At 56.3% G+C, this 22,608-nt stretch carries 16 protein-coding genes; 1 reads left to right on the plus strand and 15 read right to left on the minus strand.

All coding sequences use genetic code 11. From position 1 onward, the window contains the following. Nucleotides 1-25 precede the first annotated feature (25 nt). On the minus strand, nt 26-1,825 hold the full coding sequence (gene ade, locus PUT07_RS05880; RefSeq protein ID WP_379239617.1) for an adenine deaminase: 1,800 nt from the start codon (nt 1,823-1,825) through the stop codon (nt 26-28). A gap of 166 nt (nt 1,826-1,991) precedes the next feature. Here ade and PUT07_RS05885 point away from each other — a divergent pair, with 166 nt between their 5' ends. Next, complete coding sequence (locus tag PUT07_RS05885) at nt 1,992-2,189, plus strand: cold-inducible protein YdjO-related protein (protein ID WP_274466897.1); 198 nt, start codon at nt 1,992-1,994, stop codon at nt 2,187-2,189. A 22-nt stretch (nt 2,190-2,211) separates the two neighbouring features. Here PUT07_RS05885 and PUT07_RS05890 read toward each other — a convergent pair whose 3' ends face one another. The 14 genes from PUT07_RS05890 to PUT07_RS05955 all read right to left on the minus strand — a co-directional run bounded on the left by PUT07_RS05890 (nt 2,212) and on the right by PUT07_RS05955 (nt 22,594). Beyond that, nucleotides 2,212-3,672, minus strand: coding sequence for a four-carbon acid sugar kinase family protein (locus PUT07_RS05890; protein ID WP_274466898.1), 1,461 nt, complete (start codon nt 3,670-3,672; stop codon nt 2,212-2,214). A 5-nt stretch (nt 3,673-3,677) separates the two neighbouring features. Further along, on the minus strand, nt 3,678-4,937 hold the full coding sequence (locus PUT07_RS05895; protein ID WP_274466900.1) for a ribulose-bisphosphate carboxylase large subunit family protein: 1,260 nt from the start codon (nt 4,935-4,937) through the stop codon (nt 3,678-3,680). A gap of 13 nt (nt 4,938-4,950) precedes the next feature. Continuing rightward, nucleotides 4,951-5,622, minus strand: a complete 672-nt coding sequence (locus PUT07_RS05900; RefSeq protein WP_274466901.1) for an aspartate/glutamate racemase family protein — start codon at nt 5,620-5,622, stop codon at nt 4,951-4,953. Nucleotides 5,623-5,723: 101 nt separating this feature from the next. Then, a complete protein-coding gene (locus PUT07_RS05905; protein WP_274466902.1) occupies nt 5,724-7,448 on the minus strand; it encodes a hypothetical protein in 1,725 nt (574 codons plus the stop codon). Nucleotides 7,449-7,462: 14 nt separating this feature from the next. Continuing rightward, nucleotides 7,463-9,046, minus strand: a complete 1,584-nt coding sequence (locus PUT07_RS05910; protein WP_274466903.1) for a response regulator — start codon at nt 9,044-9,046, stop codon at nt 7,463-7,465. Between the two features lie 34 nt (nt 9,047-9,080). Then, entirely contained in the window at nt 9,081-9,899 is an 819-nt protein-coding gene (locus tag PUT07_RS05915) for a carbohydrate ABC transporter permease (RefSeq protein WP_274466904.1), read from the minus strand. Beyond that, the gene (locus tag PUT07_RS05920; protein WP_274466905.1) at nt 9,899-10,768 is read right to left on the minus strand and encodes a carbohydrate ABC transporter permease; all 870 of its coding nucleotides are present in this window, start codon (nt 10,766-10,768) and stop codon (nt 9,899-9,901) included. Before PUT07_RS05920 ends, PUT07_RS05915 begins: the two co-directional genes overlap by 1 nt. A gap of 75 nt (nt 10,769-10,843) precedes the next feature. After that, a complete protein-coding gene (locus tag PUT07_RS05925; RefSeq protein ID WP_274466906.1) occupies nt 10,844-12,205 on the minus strand; it encodes an ABC transporter substrate-binding protein in 1,362 nt (453 codons plus the stop codon). Between the two features lie 117 nt (nt 12,206-12,322). Beyond that, nucleotides 12,323-14,122 carry a cache domain-containing sensor histidine kinase gene (locus PUT07_RS05930; protein ID WP_274466907.1) on the minus strand — a complete coding sequence of 600 codons (1,800 nt, stop codon included), beginning with the start codon at nt 14,120-14,122 and terminating at the stop codon, nt 12,323-12,325. A gap of 115 nt (nt 14,123-14,237) precedes the next feature. Further along, on the minus strand, nt 14,238-16,844 hold the full coding sequence (locus PUT07_RS05935) for a glycoside hydrolase family 78 protein (protein ID WP_274466908.1): 2,607 nt from the start codon (nt 16,842-16,844) through the stop codon (nt 14,238-14,240). Next, the gene (locus tag PUT07_RS05940; protein ID WP_274466909.1) at nt 16,841-19,921 is read right to left on the minus strand and encodes a glycoside hydrolase family 2 TIM barrel-domain containing protein; all 3,081 of its coding nucleotides are present in this window, start codon (nt 19,919-19,921) and stop codon (nt 16,841-16,843) included. The genes PUT07_RS05935 and PUT07_RS05940 overlap by 4 nt, the downstream gene beginning before the upstream one ends. A 161-nt stretch (nt 19,922-20,082) precedes the next feature. Then, the gene (locus PUT07_RS05945; RefSeq protein ID WP_274466910.1) at nt 20,083-20,667 is read right to left on the minus strand and encodes an NAD(P)H-dependent oxidoreductase; all 585 of its coding nucleotides are present in this window, start codon (nt 20,665-20,667) and stop codon (nt 20,083-20,085) included. A 157-nt stretch (nt 20,668-20,824) separates the two neighbouring features. Continuing rightward, nucleotides 20,825-21,244 carry an Rrf2 family transcriptional regulator gene (locus PUT07_RS05950; protein ID WP_274466911.1) on the minus strand — a complete coding sequence of 140 codons (420 nt, stop codon included), beginning with the start codon at nt 21,242-21,244 and terminating at the stop codon, nt 20,825-20,827. 294 nt (nt 21,245-21,538) lie between these two features. After that, entirely contained in the window at nt 21,539-22,594 is a 1,056-nt protein-coding gene (locus PUT07_RS05955) for an LLM class flavin-dependent oxidoreductase (protein WP_274466912.1), read from the minus strand. Nucleotides 22,595-22,608: the final 14 nt, after the last annotated feature.

Here is a 22,608-nt window from a genome sequence, read left to right on the forward strand (position 1 = left end):
ATAATTCCGGGTTTGGCCTCTTCGGTCATTCCCCTATTTCCGTTTCTATCAGCGCAAACTGTGTAACATCTGCGATGCCGCGGTTCGTTATGCGAATTTCAGGGATAACCGGCAGTGCAATCAGCGAGAACGTCATGAACGGAGCATGGAGCGGACAACCCAGCTGCTTCCAGGCCAATTCCAGCTCGGCGACTTCTTGCACAACCTCTTGTAACGATTTATCAGACATCAGGCCTGCGATCGCCATCGGTACTTGAGCCAGCACCTTGCCGTCTTCGACGACGATCATACCGCCCCCGATTCTCACAAGTTCATTGGCTGCGAAAGCCATATCGTTCTCATCCACACCCATCACGATTAAGTTATGGCTGTCATGAGCCACCGTTGAAGCGACCGCACCCGACTTCAGCCCGAAGCCATGCGCGAAGCCAAGCGCAAGCTGACCTGTCCCGCGGTGCCGCTCTATACAGGCAAGCCGAATGATATCTTGGCCGGGGTCCGGCTGGATAATGCCTTGTTCAACCTTTAGCGAAGCCGTCATTTTCGCCGTGCGGGCATTATTCTCGATAGCCCCGATAACATGGACTCGCGTCCGCTCCCCTTGATACCGGCTCGCAAGGCGGAAATCCTCCGCTGCCAGCGCACGCTTCACATGCATTGAATGGAGAATTTGCTCCGGATATGTGTAGACAGGGAACTCGGCTGCAAGCCGGCCGTTCTCATAGATGACGGTCCCATCCGTTATCACTACAGCCGGTTCAACCTTGTACAGATCATCCAACAGCACAATGTCCGCACATTTGCCCGGCGTAATACTGCCTAAATCCTTCTCCAGATTGAAATAGCGCGCCACATTGATCGTTACCATTTGGATCGCGGTCACCGGGTCGACACCCTCCTCGATCGCGCGGCGCACGACGTGGTTGAGATGACCCTGCTCCACAAGTGTCTGCGGGCTTACATCATCCGTCACCAGCGAGATATTGGAGGTGTTCACCTTATCCTCGGTGACGACTTTGATGACTTCCTTGACATCATGCCATGCCGAGCCTTCGCGGATCATCAGATGCATGCCCATGCGCACCTTATGCAGCCCTTGCTCCCGCGTGACCGTTTCATGATCGGAAGTCACGCCCGAAGCGATATAGGCTTGCAGCATGCGGTCATCCTCGCTGGGGAAATGTCCCGTGACCGTCTTGCCGCTAAGGATGGTGGCCTCGATTTCTCCGCACATGGTGGGATCGCCGTACACGACACCCGGGAAATTCATCACTTCGCCAAGTCCGACGACTTGATCCCATTTCAGACCCGCCTCAATATCCGCTACACCCAAGCTTGCTCCGGCATCCTCCAAGTCCGTTGTAGCGGGTACGCAGGACGGGAAGGTCGTAAACACCTTAAGCGGAAGTCCCTGCCCCTCTTCATGCATCAACCGCACTCCTTCTACCCCGCACACATTGGCAATCTCATGCGGATCCATGAAGATGCCCGTCGTTCCCTTGGCGAGCGCCGCTTTGGCGAACTCGGTTACCGAGAGCATCGTGCTTTCGACATGCATATGTCCGTCCAAAAAGCCGGGAACGATGTACTTGCCGCCGGCATCGATCATAACGGTTTGCTCGCCAATCGTATGATCGGCGTTTCCGATATAGGCGATTCGCCCGGCGGCGATCGCAACGTCCATATTCGCTAGCAATTCTCCCGAATACACATTCACGAGCGTTCCGTTCTTGATAACCGTATCCGCGAACGCATGACCCATTGCGACCTTCGCTAGCTGCCGGCTTACATCCACTAATCGACTTCTTCGATTGTATCTCATCATTCGTTATCTCCTTTGAAATATGTCATCTACTATTATAGCCGATCTAGTTAATGATATGGAGCGGGCGCCGCGCGAATGCCGAGCAGGTATACCGCTTACAGATTCAAGACGTTGAATGAAGATAATGGCATTCGGGCAGGTTAAGGCAGCAGGAGGTGTTACTGTCTTGGATGCCGAAGTGACCAAGCCGGACTTATCCCCAGTCCCTATTTGGAGATGCAAGAACAACGAATGTAAGGCATGGATGCGCGAAGAGCTGGCAGCCTCTCCGTCGCCGGAATGTCCGCTGTGCAAAGGCGGCATGCTGAAGAGCATCAAGCATCTGCCTAAGCTGGTCAAAAAGAAACCGCGAAAAAAACCGTGAAGCAGCCCGCTTCACGGTTTTATTACGATACATAAGCAGCTACCCGTTCGAAAAAGTCCACCCCGCCGACCTGACCGCCCTTCAGCACCAGTTCCAGACCGTCAAAACGCGGATTATGGGCATACGCCCGGCAGAGCGGTCCTCCAGGATCCAGCAGCGCCTTGCACTCCAGCGCATAGATGCCGAGCTCTCTCGTCACATACCCCGAGGTGTCTCCCCCCGCGATCAGAACACGGGGCAAGGCGAGCTCCCTGACGAGCTCGTTCGTGAGAGAACCGAGCGCCATACCCAGCAGACGGCTGCTGTCCTCGGAGCGGATTCCCCGGGCAGCGAGCGCTTGGCGAGTATGCGCGATACTTGCATCCTCCGGGCCTGTTGCCGAATAGAGGATGACGCTTCTGCCGCCGGCCAGCTGCTTCGCCGCTTCTTGCCGCAGGGCGGCCATCGCCGCCTCCCGCGATTCCGCGCTCAGCAGCTCCTCCACCGCGACCCGGATGCCTGCGAAGCCCGCCTCCAGGGCGCACGCGATCTGCGCCCCTGTGACCGGCGAGCAGCTGCCCGAGACGACCAGCAGCGGCGCTGTACCGGAAGCGCCTCCCGGGGGCGTCTGAGGCACAGGAAGCCCTAAAGGCCCTGAAGGCCCTGCTGTCGCTGCCGCTTCCTGCTGCCATACCGCCCCCAAGGCGTACTCCACGCCCGACGATCCGATGACGAACAAGCCGTCCTGCCCGGCCGCCTCCTCCCAGATGAGCCGCCCGGCCGTCTCCAAGCGCCGCTCATCCAGCACGTCGAAGAGAACCATATCCGGCGCCTCCTGCGCGATAATGCGCTCCAAGCGCTCGCGCACCTCTTCGGCCACGCCATCCTGCGCCAAAATATCCAGCAGCGCGACCCGCAGCTCTGTCTGCTGAGCCAGATGCCGGCGCAAATCCGCCTCCGCCATCGGCGTGACCGGATGCGCGGACATCGTCGGATGGCGGTCCAGCCGGTGCACGGCGCCACCGGCGCTGCCGACGCCGCCGGCAGCGAAATGATGGCCGAACAGCGTATACCGGCCCAAGTAAGGACTACCGGCCAGCAGCGGAATATAACGGCCGCCGAACACCTCGCGTCCGATCTCCGCCGCTTTGCCGATGCTGCCCGTACCGGACGAGGAGTCGAAGGTCGAGCATATTTTGTAATGCACGACGGCAGCTCCAGCCGCCTTCAAGGTTGTGAATATGGGGCGCAGCTCCCGCTCCATCTCCTCAGGCGTCAGCGACCGTCCGACACCGGCCACGCCGAAGCAGTCGATCTCTTGAAACCTGGCTTCCAGCAGTTCCTGCGCAGGAGGCTCCAGAAACAGGACCGTTCTAAGCCCTGTCTGAAAAAGCGATTCCAGCACGTCGGTCGAACCCGTGAAGTCGTCCCCATAATAGCAGAGCGGCCGTCTGGCACGCTTCGCTACAGGCTGCCTTTCCCTAAGATCGTCCTCCCCGCTCATCACCCTCACACCTTCCCATATTTCTCGATCGCCCTCCGCAAGGAAGGATGCTGCGCGGCATACGCCTCGAGCGGAATGCCTTGCACCGCCGCCTCCCAGCCCAGCTTCATGCTCTCGAAGCCGGCCGCCGGCCCGTCGGGGTGGGCCAGCATACCACCGCCGGCCAAGTGCATGACGTCCACCGTTCCCGTTGCCGCATATGTAACCGGCGCCGTTCCCGCCCACTGGGCGGAGGATACGACCGGCATCGCCTTATAGCCGCCGAACAGAGGCGCCGTACAAGCTTCAATGGACCGTACGACCGATTCATTGCTCTCATAGAATTTACTGTTCAATCCGTTAACGTGCAGCTGATCCGCCCCGGCCAACCGGCAAAGCTTCTGATAAGCCGTAAACTCCATGCCGAGCAGCGGAGAACGGGTCATCATTCCCCATTGATTACGATGTCCGTGAATCGGAACTTCGCTGAACGAATTCAAATAGGACAAACCCGAAAGCCCGATGCTCAGGATGCTCACCATCACGCAAGTACCGCCCGCCCCTACGACCAAGTCGTGATTGCGGCGCAGCTCGTCATAATCGCCTGTGATATTGAACGCATACATCAGCTTCCTGCCGGTGGCGTCCGCCGCCCTTTCGACAGCCGCCATGACGGCTTTCACTTTATCCGCTAGCGGCGCATAGGGAGGATTGGCGTTCAGTTCATCATCCTTGATGAAATCCATTCCCGCCCGAGCCAGCTTCTCCACCAGCGCCGACAGCTCTTCCATCGACAAGCCGACGCTGGGCTTCACGATCGTCCCGAGAATCGGCCTGTCGTAGACGCCCGTCAGCTTCCTCGTCCCTTCAATGCCGAACTTAGGCCCGGGGTAGCGCACGGCGAAAGCTTCCGGCAGCTCCAAATCCAGCAGTCTCAGCCCTGACAATTCCTGCAGCTCATACAGATTGCCGGCGACAGCCGACATCAGATTCGGGATCGAGGGCCCGAAGTTGAGCAGCGGGAACGACACGCTCACCCGTCCGCGGCGGTACTTGCCATCGTGATTCGGCGGCGTTTTGGCACCGGGCAGCGATGGCCGGTCAGCCGGCTCCAACGGCTCGATGCGCTCCACTCTTGCCCCATGCCGCTCCTTCAGAGCGTCCGTCTCGCCGGGAACCGCGGTGAACGTCCCGGTGGACTGCTCCCCGGCTATACAAGCGGCAGCCTGCTCCAACGAATACGCAGTTTCCACCAAATAAACAGCCGTTACGCGATCTTGATTCATTCCGCTTCTCCTCCTACGAACCCGCCTTAGCCGCTTCCAGCACAGCCTTCACCTGCAGAGCGCCGAATCTCGGCGATGACAGCACCGGCTTGCCAGTTGCCTCAGCCAGCGCCTGCTCCATACGCGCCATCGAGCCTTGCGCCAGGACGAGCACATCGGCGCCGTCCATCACCCGCTTCGCCGTCTCCAGCAGCAGGCGGTCGTGCTCTTCCGGCTTGCCTCCGACCAAGGCGTCGAACGCGCCTTCGGCCAGCCCGCTGACCAGCTGCACGGCAGCACCCGCTTCATCCGCCTTGCGCTGGATCAGCCTTAGGGTCGGCTCGAGGGTGGACGGCAGCGTCGCCAATACGGCAATTCGCTCATAGCCGGCCACCGCTGCGCCCGCCATGGCTTCGTCGATCCGAACAATTGGCACACTCAGCGCCGTCCGCGCCTCGTCTGCAACGTCTCCGACGGAGGAGCATGTATTCAGAATGACATCGGCGCCGATCTCCTCGGCATGCCGGTAATACTGCATCAAATGCTTAGACACGACCTCCGGAATATGCCCGGCACGCACGACATCCCCGATCAGGCTGTCATCGATAATATTGTAGAGCCGCACGTCCGGCAGCAGCTCTTGAAACACCTTTTTCAACGGATCGGCCAACCCTTGGCCCGTATAGATCGCAACGACAGTTTGCATCGGAGTCCCTCCTGACATTTGTTCCAAACTTATCCAGCCCCCTCATTCTCACGCCATCCCGTACCCGCTGGCCCTATCCACTGCAGCCATCGGCCAACCTATTACCAGACGAACTCCTTATCCAAACGCCGGTAATCCCCTTCTCTCAGAGGCGCCTCTTCGTAAACCTGCCGCCCGCTATATAGCGGCTTATTCTTGCCTTTCGGCGTGATGCCTATGACATCGTCTCCGCGCCATTCCGCCTCGAAGGTTTGCCCGACCGCATTCTCCAATGTTTTGCGGAAGCTCAGCGGGAACGTCACGGTAATTCGCTCTCCGGCGCTTGCCGCCCCCAGCATGAGGAAGTGCTTGTTCACCCAACGGCTGGCTTCGTTCCCTCTGCCTTCGATGACCTCTCCGTCCCGCTCGCGGACGAACTTGATTTTGGTAAAGCCCGCCCATTCCGGAATCCGAATCTGCAGACGGGAAATATCGGTATGAATATCGAGGACAACCTTGCCTTCGTGCGGCAAATAGGAGCTGACATCAAGCCACTTGGATCCGCGATTCAAGAGGAAATTGACGCTGATCGTCCCGTTTTTCTCCGTAACGGTATTGCTCCAGCCCATGAAGAGGCCGCGCGTCCCCGAACCGAGACAGCATAGCTGCAAATCGTTCGTATGGCCGCGTCCTTCATTCACATCGCAGACGAAATCGTTCGGCGCCGAATAGCCAGCGAATGAACCGCGCGTGCGCTCTGCGACTTTATAGAAGCTTTTGTTCGCCAGGATGTCATTCGACTTGTCATGAGCCTGCTCCACCCAGTCCAGGTCAAGCAGCTGAGACTCGGCCAAATGGTTGCGCAGGAAGCGCTCCACGGTCCCCCAATATTCCACATAGCCGCTTCTCGCCAGCGTAATGCCGGTTGCGATCAAGTCGACCAGCGAGCACGTCTCATGCTCATACGCCTGCTCATGCAGGTCGCCCGGCGTCCAGCCGAAGGCCGTACATTTGGTCAGCGCCCAATCGTAGCACTTCTTCACCCAGGCGATCATCGCCGCATCGCCCGTGAAGACGCCGAACCTTGCGATGGCGTCCAGCGTGCCGATTCGCGTGTGGAAGTGCCCGCTGCGGTAAGCGAGCGAATCGTTGAAGCTGCCGTCGCTATTGAACACGCCGCTGCGCTCCATAATTAACGCGGTGAAGAATTGGCACAGCTCGAAGGCGTCCTCGTTGCCCGTCAGCTCGTGATACTTCAGGAGCGGCATCACCAGCCGGCCGCAGAACGCTGCTGGATCCGGCGCAAGGCGCAGCTGCACCGCATTGGCGGATGGCCAGCCCGTTTCCTTATACTCGGAAGCCGGATAGTACCAGACATCACGCTCTTTGATCGCGATTCGCTTCAGCGCCGCCACATGGCGGTCCGCCGCTTCTTTGACCTTCTCGTCACGCGATTCCATATACCAAGAAGTCAGCGATAGAATGACAGCCCGCTGATCAATCAGATTCGCATTCGGCTCCCAATCGCGGGTCGGGTTCTTCTGCCGGTAGCTCATCCCGTCTTCTTTGAAGAAGGACAAGAGGTTCTCCCGGTAGCGCGCCTCCACCTCTTGGCCGTAAGTTTCCCCGGACATATGCCGGGCAAGAATGAGTCCGTCGATCATACGCCCGTGAGAGGAGCCGTAATCCCAGTCTCCGTGCGTCACGAAAGCAGGCTTATGCATTAAGTTAGCGGCAAAAAAGGGAATATAGTTATGATCATGGTCCGCCATGCCGATCATCGCATTAATGGCATGTGCAGCGCGTTCCTCCAGCATCAGCGTATCGGGAATAAGTCGTTTCGTCATGCGTGCTTCTCTCCTTATTGGTCCGCCTGGCCGATTGCTTTGCGGTATTCACCGATCGTCATGCCGACTTTCCGTTTGAAAATCTGGCTGAAGTACCGGTAATCCTCATAGCCGACCTTTTGCGCGACTTCATAATTTTTGTATGTGGATACGTTCATAAGCTCTTTGGCTTTATGCATGCGAATATCGGTTAAATAATCGACGAAGTTTTTCCCCGTCATCTTCTTGAACACCCGGCTCAAATAGTCCGGATTCAAATAATAGCTGCTGGCGATTTGATGAAGCGAGACGGATTGGTCGTAATTGTTCTCCATCCACTTCTTCAGCTCGCCGACGACTTTCTCTCCCTGCTTCTCCCCGGATTGCCGGTAGAACGCCAGCACGGCGGGGATCAGCTCCTCTGCGAAAATCTTCTTCACCGCGCTGACATCGCCGCGCTCATAGATCATTTCCGAATAAGCGAGCGTATTCTTGCCGCTGATATCCTCCAGTCTCGCTTCCTTCGCCTGAAGCTGCTTCTCTACGGCATGCAGGAGCAGATCGGCTCGCCATTGCAGTTGTCCGACCGTCGCGGAACCGCCGGCGAACGCGTCGAACAAGCGGTCCAGCTCTTGATTCGCAGCCTCGCCGTTGCCGGATTGAAGACTCCATAAGAACGTCTTCTCCTTATCCTGCGGATAGCTTCCTGACAGGTGGACGCCGCTGCTCTTCTCGGCGAAGAGCAGTGCGCTCACAGCCGTCAGCTCTTTGCCCGCCAGCGCCTTCCTCGCTTCGCCAAGCGCTTCTCCCAGCTTGGAGGCGCCCTCCTTCCGGATGACCGCGCCGAAGCTGATGCTCGCGCTCCCCGCCTGCTTCAGCGCTGTCTGCGCGCTTGTATGCAGCCTGCCGATATCCTTGGCATCCAGGCAAGGTCCGCACAGCGCGATAACCATGTCCCTGGAGCCGTCCTGCAGCGCCGTCACTTCATACGTCCAGCGCCCTCCGAACAGGAAAGGCTGCATCCGGTCCAGCTGCTCCTGCACGGCAGGCAGCAACCGAGCCTGATCGCACGGGGGCTCGAAGGCGTCCGGATGCCCCACCAGCAGCGCAATCTCGCCGGTCTGCCAAGCGGACGGCACGAAGCTCGCGCCTGCAGGCGCATGCTCGCCCTCCGCCGCATGCAGCAGCTGCCGCAGCCAATCCTCCCCGTGACCGCCGGATGCTTTGCGCTTCTCGTCTTCGCGCCGGTCCAGCTCCAGCAGCGCCTTCTCCACTACGGCGGCAAGCTCTTCCTTCTTGACCGGCTTGAGCAAATAATCGAAAGCTTTATGGCGAATCGCTTCTTTCGTATATTCGAAATCCGAGTATCCGCTGATCACGATCGTCAGCAGGTCCGGCAGCTCCCGGCTCAGCAGCCCCAGCAGCTGCTTGCCGTCGAAGCCCGGCATGCGCATATCGAGGAAGAGCAGATCCGGCTTTTTCTCCAATGCCATCTCATAGCCGATGCCGCCGTCGCCGGCTTCCCCTGCGAGCTCCAAGCCCCATTCGTTCCAGGAAATGGACTGAATCAATCCTCTGCGTATCCACTTCTCATCGTCCACAATGATGACTCTTCGCATTTCCTTTTCCTCCTTCGGCTCTCGATTCCTATCATTATCCTTTCAACGATCCTGCCGTCAGCCCGTCAATGATATAGCGCTGCAGCAGCAGATACACGATGAGAATCGGTGATACGACCAGCACCATGAAGGCGAACACGACGCCCCAATTCGTGCTGTACATCGTCACAAAGTTGAAAATTTGCAATACAATCGTCCATTTCGTACTGTCCGTCATGAGGTAGAACGGCCCGAAGAAATCGTTCCAGACCGATACCATTACGACAATGGATACGGTCACGAGCACCGTCATCAGCAGCGGCAAGATGATCTGCCCGTATAACCGGAAATAGCCGCAGCCCTCCAGCAAGGCCGCCTCATCGAGCTCCCTCGGAATCGACTTCATGAAGCCGACCAGCAGGAACACCGCAAATGGCAGCAGCACCGCCGTATAATACATGATCAGACTGAAATACGTGCCTTTAATATGCAGGTCGCCCAACAGCTTAATCGTCGGCACGATAGACACCGGAACGATCAGCCCCATAATGAAGGTGTAGTAAGCTCCCCGCAGGAAGCGGTCGTCTCTTCGCTGGATAATGAAGGCCGCCATAGACGCGAACAAGTTTACGCATACCACGACCAGGCCGGAAATCAGAATGCTATTTTTGAACCCCCGCAAAATGTTCGCCTGCTGAAATACTTCCTTATAGTTCGTGAACTGCCATTCAGAAGGCAGCGATAGTCCGAATAAAGCGGATTCCCGAATGCCTTTGAACGAATTGACCAAGATCATCAGGAAAGGGATCAAGATCAGGCATGCCAGGATGACAGCGACAATTTCGAGCATCCATAATCTCCATTTTGGCGCCATCACATCTCGACCTCCCTCTTCTTCATGGCCATGAGCACGGGAACGCCGACGATCGTAACGAGTACGAACAGCACCACATTCACAGCAGTCGCATAACCGAATAAACCCGTACTAAACATGCTTCGAATATAGGTATAGAACACTTCCGTCGTATAGCCGGGGCCGCCTTCCGTCAGCACCATGACCATTTCGAACACTTTCATCGAACCGATCATGGATAGGAGCACATTAACGGTCAGAGCAGGAGCCAGAAGCGGGAACACCACCGAGCGGAAACGCTGCCAGTACCGGGCTCCGTCCATCGACGAGCTTTCGATCAGATCCTTCGGAATGAACTGCAAACCGGCTAAGTAAACGACCATCGAGAACCCGGCCACACGCCATAGATCCGTCACAATAATGGAAAACAAGGCGTACTTGGGATCGTTGAGCCAATCATGCACAAGCGATTGAAGCCCTATCCCGCTTAGCAGCGTGTTCACAATGCCGTGTTCCGGATGATAAATAGCCCGGAAAATATACCCGATGACAATCGGCGCAATCACATACGGCAGAAAGAAAATCGTTCGCAGCAGGTTGCGCAGCTTCAGCGCCTCGTTCAAGATGAGGGCTAGGCCTAAGCCGAGAAAATTTTGCATCAAGGTGACGACAATGGCAAAGATGAGCGTATTGATCAAAGCCGTTTTCAATCTCGGTTCCTGAAACAGCTCGATATAATTCGCGAGCCCCGTGAACTGGATGCTCTCGGCGTTAATATTCCAATCGGTGAAGCTATAGTAGAACCCAATCAATGTCGGCGTAATAAAAAATAAGAGAAAAACGGCGAGAGCCGGGAATGAAAAATATAGCGGGTACGTATGCTTCCCCATCTCGTCCCCCCTCCTTCAGCTTCATGTAATGTTCCGGCCGGAAGCATGGAGTTTCCGGCCGGGTAAAGGCACAGCTTACTTGAAGCCTTCAAGCAGCTTGGACTTGCCGTCTTTCTCATAGTTCGCTGAGAATTCCTTCAACGCTTTGTCGACATCGCCGTCGATGAAGAACGTTTGCAGCGTTTTCTGGAAATCGGCGAATGTCGGTGTCAGGCGGTTCTGCACGTTGATTTTCGCTTTATTCGCGTCGATCAAGTCTTTCACCGTTTGCTGTACGGGATATAAGGAGCTCTTCGCGCCTTGGAAGATCGGAATGCCCGGGCTTGTTTGGTAGTACAGATCGACCATTTCCGGCGTAATCATGAACTTCACCAAATCTGCCGCCACGTCGGCATGCTTCGCCTTCGTCGGAATCATGAGCTGATTCGGCGGGGTGATCATGGCCGTACCCGCATCGGTTGCCGACGGGAACGGGAAGAAGCCGATTTTATTCGTGACGAAATCTTTCCCGAATTTCTTCTCCAGCTGCGGAATAATGCCGTCCAGCATGAACGCCATGCCCACCTTGCCTTCGCCCATCAAGTTTTGCAGCTCGTCGAAGGTGCCCGCCAGCGGGTTGGACTGGATGAGTCCCAGATCCTTCAATTCCTTCTGCTTGGCGAACAGATCCTTCAGTGCCGGAATGTCAGCCAGCTTGAGCGCGTTTTTCTCGAGGTTTTGCACGCCTGCATCGCCGATGGCCGGATCGACGTTCGATACCCAACCTGTGAAGTAGAACACCTGAGGCGGCCAGCCGTCCTTCACTCCCTCGTAGAAAGGGGTGACGCCTGCGGCTTTCACTTTCTTCGCGCCTTCGATCATGTCGGCATAATTTTTGGGCGGCTGAATGCCTGCTTTGGCGAATACATCCTTGTTATAGTAAATTCCCATCATGCCGGTAGCGCCGAAAGGAACACCGTAGATTTTCTTGCCCGCATCCATTTGGAAATCTTTCATCGTCGGAATAATGCGGTCCCATACCGCTTGATCCCCTGACCATTCGCGGAGCGTCTCCGAAGCTCTCAGCTTCACGTACTGCTTAGGGCCAGGCTGCATCAGGAATAGATCCGGGAAGTCGCCGGTGGAGAAGCGCGTCTTCATCATGTTATCGAAGTCGCCGCCTGGCAGCGCCTGCAGCTCGACTTTATTGCCCGTCTTCGCTTCGAACTCCTTGAATATTTTATTGAAAGGCGTGGCGTCAACCGTGTTGGCGATGGCGAATGTGAGCGTGACCGGATCTTTCTTCGCCGGCGCAGGCGTCGATGCGTTCGCCGGTGCCTGGGAGGCTGCCGGTGTAGAGCTGCCCGTGCCTGAGTCCGTGCCGCCGCTTCCGCAAGCCGTTAATGCCATAACTGCCGCAAGGGATGCGGACAGTGTTACCGTTTTCATTTTCCTCATTTTCTGTACCCCTCCTTCAATATTCCTTACATATCTGATTATATTGCAAGCGCTTACCTGTCCCCCATGCACGATAACGACTTTCTATGTTGAATAATCCTACATCTGCGATCCCGGTCAGGTCTTCGTTAATTTTAACGTTACCTGCGTCCCTATTCCCTTCCTGCTGGCAATGCTGAATTGAAACTGCTCGCCATACCGAATCGTATACCTCGCATACACATTCTGGACGCCGATCCCGCCGCTTGAGGCGGAGAGCTTATACTCTTCCTGGTAGAGGGGCAGCCTTAAGGAAGTGAGAATTTGCTCCAGCCTTGTCTCCGATATGCCCACACCATCATCATTCACCTGGATATAAACCGAGTCATTATCCTTCCAAGCTTTGAGGTGGATCGTCCCTTTGCCGCGTTTGCGCTCGATTCCATGGAAAACGGCATTCTCCACGAGCGGCTGGAGCGTCATTTTCAACATCGGGAATGGGTACAGCTCGTGTTCAATCTCTACGCGATAATCGAATTTCCCTTCGAACCGGATGCTCTGGATATTAATATACGCCTCGATCTGCACGAGCTCATCCTGAAGCGTCACGATTTCATCCGAATTCTTCGTATTGTAACGGAACATATCGGCCAAAGATTGCGCCATTTGTCCGATCTCCTCCACATCATAATAGTCCGCCATCGCCTTGATGCTGTCGAGCGTATTATAGAGGAAGTGCGGGTTAATCTGAGAGTAGAGCATGGCCAGCTCCATCTGCTGCAGCTTGATTTGATACACGTATTTCGTCTCGATCTGCTTCTGCAGCTCGTCCTGCATCGCATTGAAGTTCATCGCGATCCGGCCGATTTCATCCTTCCGTTTAATATCCACTCGGACGGAGAAGTCACCGCGTTTAATGTGGTTAACGGTTTTATACAGATGCAGAATAGGATTCGTGATGCTGCGTCCGAACAAGAGCGAGACGACCGCACTGACCAGGAAAGCGGCGATCGCCGTCCAAATGGCTGCCGTTTTGATAGGGTCCAGCGAGGAAAAAATTTCTTCCTTCGGCATGATCAGCACCGTTTTCCAGTTGGAATACTGGGAGCGTGTGTAGGACACGAGCATGGTGGCGTCTCCGGTCCCTGTCCAGAACTTGCCGTTGTCTCCTTTTATTTGGGCTAGCGTTGGCGCGTCCAAGTCGGGAGCGTGTCCCTCCGCTGAGTCGAAGATGGCATTGTTAATGTCGTTAAGAATGAGAAAACGGCTGTTGGTCGTCAGATCCGCACGCTGCCCGATCCCCGTGAATAGCCCGTAGTTATAGTCGGCGCGAACAACAATGAACCCGATCGGATTGGAGAAATCGCGAATGAGCATCGATGTGGAGTAAGCCGTCGGACTCTCCTGCGTGCCTTCTGCCGGCGGTGAGCTGAAGAAGTTCACCAGCCCGTCCTTGGCCACGGTTTGCTGGAACCATTCGGCATTCAGCACTTGGCTGGGGCTGCCATAGGTTGTATTGTCTGAGGAATTCAACAATTCCCCGTTGCTGTAATAAATTTGGAACCGAACGAAATCCGGGATAGGGGTAATATTGAAACTCTTGAGAAATAAATCGCCCAGCTTCTGGCGGAACAGAAATTTATTTTGGCTGTCCATGGCCGGATAGGCATTAATGTTATCGATATATTCCTGGTTGTAGTAAGGCGCGAGGAGCAGATTTCTTTTGTTATGGAATTCGTTATCCATGTTAAATTCAATCTGTCTGACGATCTGCGCGCTAGCGGTTTCCACGCGGTCCGCCATAGAGTTATAGGAGATGTAGAACGAAGCGGTGCCGATCAACGTAATGCAGAAGAGGATGATGATGAAATAACTCAATAACAGCACGGTACGAATTCTGGGAAATAAAGTGACTAGCAGCTTTCTTATGCTTTCCATCCGGCGCATCCTGATGACCTGCCTCTCTTCTATGCAACAACAGCCGGAGCCGGATTAACGATGGAGCGCCTGCCCCTCCGCCTTCCGGTCCCGGACTGTATCCTGGAATATGCCCTTAGTTTAGCATAGAAACGTTTTCGAACACATAGCTTCCTGCATCAATATGAATCGGAGCGCCTGAAGCATCCGGCAGATGAACGGTTGCCGACGTGTTGGCCGGTACCGTCACTTCGAGCCGGAACGCGCCTTCCCCGGAGCGGCTCCACGCCACTGTGATCGTGCCGTACAACGATTCGTAGCTGGCCTTCACATAGCTCAGATTGCCGCCAGGCTTCGGCTTGATGATCACATGCTTAAAGCCGGGCGCCTCCGGATCCGCTTCGATGCCGGCCATATATCTGAACATCCACTCGCCGACAGACCCCAGGGAATAGTGATTGAACGAATTCATCGACGGCGTCTGGAAGCCCTTCTCTTCCGTCCAACCGTCCCATCGTTCCCAAATCGTCGTAGCCCCGTGCTTGATGGAATACATCCAGGACGGGAAAGCTTCTTGCGTGAGCAGTTGGTAGGCCGTATCCGAACGCCCGTTGTCCGTCAGCGCCGGCAGCAGGTAGCCCACGCCGAGGAAGCCCGTTGACAAGCGGTCGCTCCGCGCCTTGATGTCCGCCACAAGGCGGTCAAGCGCCTGCTTGCGCTGCTCCTCCGTCAGCAAGCCGAACTGCAGAGCCAGCACATAGACCGTCTGCGTATCGCCGTGAATACGGCCGTCTTCACCGACGAAAGCGGTGCGGAAGGCGGCGGCGATGTCGTGGAACAACGCGCTGTACCGGCTTTCGTCGTCGCTTCGGCCCAGCACGCCCGCGATTTGCGCCAGCAGCTTCGTGCTGTAGGCGAAATATGCCGTCGCCAGCACCTCATTGGGCGTATCCGCCCCAATGGACAGCCAGTCGGCGTAATTGGCATAGCCCGGCCTTACCAGGCCGTCGGTCGTGTTCTGCAAGTACTGCACCCATTTCACCATCGCCTCGTAATGGGTTTCCAGCACGCGGGCATCGCCGTACATCAGATAGATCGTCCACGGAATGATGACCCCGGCGTCTCCCCAGCCGGAGTTGTCCGGAGCGAACCAGTTCAGCCGCGTGTTCCAGTTTTTGTGCCGAATCCAACCCGCATCGGGAGCAACGTCCGTGAAAGCGCCCGATGGCTGCTGGCAATCGACCATATCCCACACGTATTTGCTGAAGAAGCGGGAGACATCCATGTTATAGGCGGCAGTACGGGCGAAGATTTGCGCATCCCCCGTCCAGCCCAGCCGCTCGTCCCGCTGCGGGCAGTCTGTCGGCACGGACAGGAAGTTGCCTCGCTGCCCCCACGTGATGTTGGCGTAGAGCCGGTTCACCATAGGGTCCGATGTCTCCAGCGTGCCCGTCACGGGGGTATCCGAATGGACGACTTTCCCCGTGATCGTGTCCAGATCCGGCTCACCCGGGTAGCCGATCAGCTCGACATAGCGGAATCCGTGGAACGTGAAGTGAGGCTCATAGCTTTCCAGCCCCTCCCCTTTCAGGATGTAATGATCCTGCTGGCGGGCTTCGCGCAAATTATCCAGGTACAGCGTACCGTCCGGATTCAGCATCTCCGCATGGCTGAGTGTGACCTTCGTCCCGCGTTCGCCCTGGACGCGGACTTCCGTCCAACCGACCATATTTTGACCCATATCATAAATGTAGGTCCCGGCCTCCGTCCGCTGGATGGAGATCGGCCTCATGGTCTGCGTAATGCGGATAGGAGGCTCGATCGCCGCGACCAGCAGGCCATTGTACCCGGCGCGCACATCCGGCGTCTCCCAAGACGAATCCTCATAATCCGGCTCGGTCCACCCGGTTAGTTCTTCCCTTGCGTCATACGTTTCCCCTTTGATCATATCGGAATATTGAATGGGTCCCCGGCTTGTTCGCCAGCTCGAATCCGTTAGGATTCGCTCTCTCGTTCCATCCGCGTAATGAATGCTGACCTGCATGAGGAAAAAGGGCCTTTCGCCATACACTTTACTGCCCAGAAATCCTACCGTCCCCGCATACCAGCCATCTCCTAGAATAACGCCGAACGCATGGTTGCCCTCCGTTAACTTCTCTGTAATATCCATGGCCTGAACCTGTACACGAATGTTATAATCCGTCCAACCCGGGGCTAAATAGTCGCCGAGCCGCTCGCCGTTCAGATGCAGATCATATACGCCTAGTGCCGTTGCATAGACGGTGGCCCGGCGCACTTTTTTGTGAACCGCGAACGTTTTGCGCAAGTAAGGAGAAGGCTGCATCGGCAAGTCCGTTTCCGGCTTCCGGCCGATCCACTTCGCTTTCCAATCGCCCCGCGACAAAATCCCCATCGTCCAGCTGGCCGTATCGCTCCACGCCGACGCTTCGTTCCCGTCGTCCCAGACCCGGACTCTCCAATAATAGTCCTCATCGGCTTGCAGCGGATTGCCCGCATACGGAATGTGCGTCGACTGGCTGGAGCTGACCTTGCCCGTGTCCCACATATCCGCTTCGCCGCGCTCCAGCGCCTCCCGGGAAGAGGCGACCTGGATGTGATAGGCGGTTTGCTTCGCCCCTTGCCGGTCATCCTGCACTTGCCAGAAAAGACGCGGCGCCAGAACGTCAAGACCGACAGGATCATGTCTGTATTCGGTTTTACAAGCAGCAACTCGTAATGTCATAAGGAACCCTCCGTTGATGGTGTTATCGAGAGCACGACCGGTTTCAGACGAATCGTAAAGCTCATCGTTTGCGCTTGAATCAGATAAGTCTCCAGCGTAGGCGCATAGCCGCAGCTGTGATTGCCAAGCCCGCTCTGGCGGGCGTCCAGCTTCACAATCGTTGAATCAACCTTCGTCAGACGGTGGACATGCTTGGTCTGTGTCATATCCGCCGTCGTGTAGTGATGAACACTGGTATCGAATAGCGGCTGTCCCGTGAACTGCAGCCCGATTCCCTGCGAATCGGTCAGCGTCGACCAGCGCACATCCGTCTTATTGCCGTTCTCCTGCGGCTTCAAATACGGCACGAACTGCTCCTCCACGGAGCCGCTGTAGATGCCGAGCTTCCCGCTCTCTTTGCGGTCCGCATAGCATTCGTGCGGACCGCGTCCGAACCATCCGAACCGCTCGAAGCTTCCCGGCATGACCAGCTCGACCCCGAACCTGGGCAGCGGCGGCAGCTCTTCCAGCGGGTCAAGCTGCACCGTGAGCGCAATCGCTCCGTCCGGGTCGACGGTATAGACGGCGTTTGCGCGGAAGGCAAGCTTGCCGCCGCGCGGGCCAAGCAAGGACTCGGCGGTTATGCGCCAGCCTCCATCCGCCAGAGAGTCTACCTTCACCTCGCGCACATCGGTAACGAGCCGGTCGTACCCGGCTTTCACCCATTCTTTGGCGAGATGCATATCGTTGTCGACCGGAGCCCGCCACAGATTGATCTTGGGTCCTTCTTCCAGCAAGGCAGCGCCTCGGTACGTCCAGCCCATCATCGTGCCGCGGGCTAGACTGAACTGCACCTCGAAATCTTCGCCTGCGATCGTGATCTCGTCACCCGCTTGCCGGAGCGTTAGCGGCCTTCCGCCGGTGGCGGAAAGAGCCGCGTCCGCTTCCTCCGCAACGACCGTAAGTGGGATGTCCGCCCACGCGATCTCGTGCCCATCCTGCGCCCACACCTCCGCCTCCCGCAGCGTGAATCGGACGCGCAGCCAGTATTCGCCCTTATGGTTGAAGAGCATCCTCAGCGGGACGACGATGTCCTCCGACTGCCCGGCCGGCGTGTGCAGCTGCGGAAGCTCCCCTTCGTCGATGACGATCCCGTCACGCAGCAAGCTCCACGTGCCGTGCAGATGGGACAGAGCCGCGAAGTCATACCTGTTCCGCACCTTCAACCGGCCCCGCAGCACATCGACGGCTTCGATCTTCACAGGCTCGATGGCTTTCTTGTACTCCAAGATGGAAGCCTTGAGCGACCGGTCCGGGAACAGCAGCCCATCCAGACAAAAGTGGCCGCTGTGCGGCTCTTCGCCGAAATCGCCCCCGTAGGCGTACCAGGTTTCGCCTGTCTCTGTGCGCTGCCGTATGCCTTGATCGGCCCATTCCCAGATCAAGCCTCCGAGCAGCCGGGGATACGTATATACCGCATCCCAATATTCCTGCAGATTGCCGACGGCGTTGCCCATGGCGTGCCCGAACTCGCACATCAAATACGGACGCGGATCGTCCTTGCGTCCCTCCTCGATGATCGTCTCCACCGCAGGATACATCGAGCTGACAATATCAACGACCGGGGCATCGTAGGCCCGTTCATAATGAATGGGCCGCGTAGGGTCGGCTTCCCGCACCCATGCCGCCATAGCATCGTGATTGGGGCCATAGCCGGACTCGTTGCCCAGCGACCAAATAATGACGGAGGGGTGATTCTTGTCTCTCTCCACCATCTTCCTCGCGCGCTGCACGAAGGCTTCTCGCCACTCAGGCTGCTGGGCAAGATAACCTTCATTCCCGTAGAAATGAAACCCGTGCGTCTCGAGATCCGTCTCATCAATCACATACAAACCGTATCGATCGCATAAATCCAACCATCGCGTATCGTTCGGATAGTGAGACAAACGAACGGCATTGATGTTATGCTGCTTCATGAGCGTAATATCCTGCACCATTGACGCCATCGTCGTCACGTAGCCGAGCTCCGCGTCGAACTCGTTGCGATTGACGCCTTTCACAATAATCGGGCTGCCGTTCACGAGCAGGCGCCCTTCCTCGATTCTGACCTCTCGGAAGCCGACGTTGACGCTTGTGACTTCTACGATTTGCTGCTCGTTATCATATAACGTGATTAGCAGCGTGTATAAATAAGGGGTTTCCGCCGTCCAAAGACGGGGCTCCGCCACCTGTTCATCCAGCTCCACGACGCGGTCATCCGGCTGCAGAGTGTGGTAATGATCCCAGCGAATCCGGCGCTCCGCATCCAGCAGCGATATTCGCATCACCGTGGAGTCGGCGGCTTCCGTGCGTGCCGCCCCTTCGCTTAATTGAACGAGCACCTGAAGATTCGCCGCTTTATGCCCGTCATGCAGCTGCGTCCTTACGCGGGCGTCGCGAACTGACACGTGCGGCAAGCTGAGCAAATACACATCGCGAAAAATCCCGCTCATCCGCCATTTATCCTGACTTTCCAGATAGCTGCCGTCACACCACTGATACACCTGAACGGTAATCCAATTCGTCCCCTCACGCAAGTAAGGGCTTACATGAAACTCCGAATGAAAATGGCTCCCTTGGCTGTAGCCGACGAATTGTCCGTTCACCCACAGGTGAAAGGCAGCATCCACCCCTTCGAAAGTCAGATGGACTTTCCGATGCTCCCAGCCTTTGCGGAGCTCAAACTGTGTCCGGTAGCAGCCCACTGCATTCTGATTCGGCACGAGCGGCGGGTTGATCGGAAATGGATACGGACAACTGCTGTAATGCGGTCGTCCATAGCCGTGCAGCTGCCAGTTGGAAGGAACCGGGAGCTTGGCCCAATCTGCCGCTATAAAGCTTGTTGCATGAAAATCCTGCGGCACCTCAGCAGGAGATGCGTAATAGGAGAAATCCCATTCTCCGTTCAATACATGTACATAGGCCGAGCCTTCCCGCTCGTTTGCCAACGCGCTCTCCCAATCCGCGAACGGGAGCAAATCTGCATGCGGCGGCTCCGTATTTCTTTCCAGCACGTTGAGTTCTTGCCAATCCGGAACATGTTCTCTCGGCTTCATCATCTTTCGCCTCCATCGTGATCCCGATGCTACTAAGCATAGCCCACAGCCCATGGCGCGAATAGGGAGAAAACCGACCCGTTATGTTATGAAAACCGTGCTCAAACGCGAAAAACCCTGACTCCGCTTCAAGAGTCAGGGTTATCTGTTGGCCGCTGCAGCCGTTACAGCGCACTGAACGTTTGCTCAACCTGCGCAAGCATCCCTTTGCGGTCCTCATCCGTCGCGACCGAAGTGACGCCGCCGAACAGCAGATGCTCCACAACCTCAATGCCGCAGAATTCGAAAATGCCTGCGCTTGAAGTTTGCTTCAAAGAAGCATTCATGCCAATCGCTTCATAAATCTCGCCGGGAGTGCCGTACGTGTTGATCATGATCCCTTTTTTGCCCGTCAACAGCTTGTCGATTCCGCCTTCGCTATTGTACTGATAGGCAAAGCCATACGAAAATGTACGGTCTACATAGCCTTTCAGAATAGCCGGCAGCCCCGTCCACCAGATCGGATAGATGAACGTGATGACATCGGCCTTAGCCAGATACTCTTGTTCCGTTCGAATGTCGGTTGGGGCATTCCCTTCTCTAAGCGCAGCCGTATCTGCGGGCGAGAGAACAGGATTGAAACCTAATTTGTTCAAATCACGCACCGTAACCTCATGACCTTTGGATTTCAATGCTCCTGCAGCCGTTTCCAGAATTGCGCTGTTGAAGCTCCCTTCATGCGGATGTGCGTATACGATTAAATGATTCATCGGTAATTCCTCCTAAAAAAATGATTTATGATAAAGCTTACCCCTCTTGGAGCAAGTCACACCACCAACTCGAAGTATCTGTAGCTGCATGTTAAAGTATACCTTGTGAATTGTAAATGTAATGTAACTACTAACATTACATTTAAGCTCAAAAAAATTAGCTCCGACTCCTGATATCCTGCACGATCTGCTCGACCGTTGTGCCTTCGAGCACACGTTCCATTTGGCTTTGAGCCTCGCGAAGCGGCTTTTCCAGCGCTGACTGTATATTTCTCCCTACTTCACACTGGAGATTCGTGTCTTGGTGCAGGGCGAACAGCTCGTGCTCTTCCGGAAGGTCCACTGCCCGATATACGTCCAAAAAAGTAATTTCCTTAATAGGCTTAATCAGCTTAATGCCGACAACACCTGGACGGGAAGCAATCAGATTGGCTCTGCTTAACATCCCCATAATGCGGCGAATGACAGCGGCATTCGTATTTACACTGCCTGCTATATACTCGGAAGTGATCTTCCCATCATTCATATCGATTAAAGCCAGAATATGAATGGCTACGGAAAAGCGGCTGCTGATCATGGGATACCTCCTTGGCAATGATGTTAATGTAACTATATCAGTTACATTAAAGTTCGTCAAGCTGTGCCTGGAACAGCCAGTTAGCTGCGCCCGGGCGGATGGCTAACGGACACAGCGGCTCCTATTCGGGGGAATGGAGCCGTTGTGAATGGCTAACGGACACCGGCGCCGTTATTCGCTCATTTCAGGCGTGATTTTGCGCCGTACCGGGCAAATAAGGTCTCTCGTGTCCGTTAGCTTAGTAACGGGGCCATAAGTTCGGCATTACCGGCTGTGGTGACCGTTAGCTGATCCCTACCCTTGGCCGGCCGCTTCCCATGCCGCCACTTCGGCCCGCACGCGCGGCGCGACTTCCGTACCGAGCAAGCGGATCGCCTCCATCACATCCTCATGCGGCATCGAGCCCACAGGCACGTGCATCATGAACCGTGTGATGCCTACGTTTTTGCGCAGGTGGATGATCTTCTGCGCAACCGTGTCCGGATCGCCGACGTACAACGCGCCCTCGAAGCTGCGCGCCGCATCGAAACTGGAGCGGTCATAACGTCCCCAGCCGCGTTCACGCGCCAGCACGTTCATAACCTGCTGCGTCGGCGGGAAGAACTTATCCGCGGCGACTTGCGTATCCGCGGCAACAAAGCCATGCGAATGCGAAGCAACCGGCAGCTTGGAGGCATCGTGGCCTGCGCGTTCCGCCGCTTGCTTATATAGCTTCACGAGCGGAGCGAACTGAACCGGACTTCCGCCGATAATAGCCAGAACGAGCGGCAGTCCCAGCAAGCCTGCGCGAATGACCGATTGCGTATTGCCGCCGCTGCCAATCCACACCGGCAATGGATGCTGAACCGGGCGGGGATAAATGCCCAGATTGTTGATGGCAGGACGGTGCTTGCCTTGCCAGGTCACCTTCTCGGACTTCTGCAATTCCAGCAGCAGCTCCAGCTTCTCATCGAATAACTCGTCATAATCGTTCAAATCATAACCGAATAGCGGGAACGATTCGATGAAGGAGCCCCGCCCCGCCATAATTTCCGCACGGCCGTTCGAGAGCCCGTCCAGCGTTGCAAAATCCTGAAAGACACGCACCGGATCATCGGAAGACAGTACCGTTACTGCGCTTGTCAGCCTAATTTTACGCGTCTGGGTCGCTGCGGCCGCCAGCAGCACGGCAGGCGATGACGCCGCAAAATCTTGGCGATGGTGCTCGCCCACCCCGAAGACGTCCAATCCTACTTGGTCTGCTGCAATAATCTCCTCAACCACTTCGCGCAATCGCTGCGCATGACTTATCACTTCGCCTGTTCGAGGGTCCGGCGTTGTCTCTACGAAAGTCGTTATCCCTATTTCCACTCGCAATTCCTCCT

Origin of the sequence: Paenibacillus sp. MAHUQ-63 (assembly GCF_028765165.1) — a bacterium.
Lineage (GTDB): Bacteria > Bacillota > Bacilli > Paenibacillales > NBRC-103111 > Paenibacillus_E.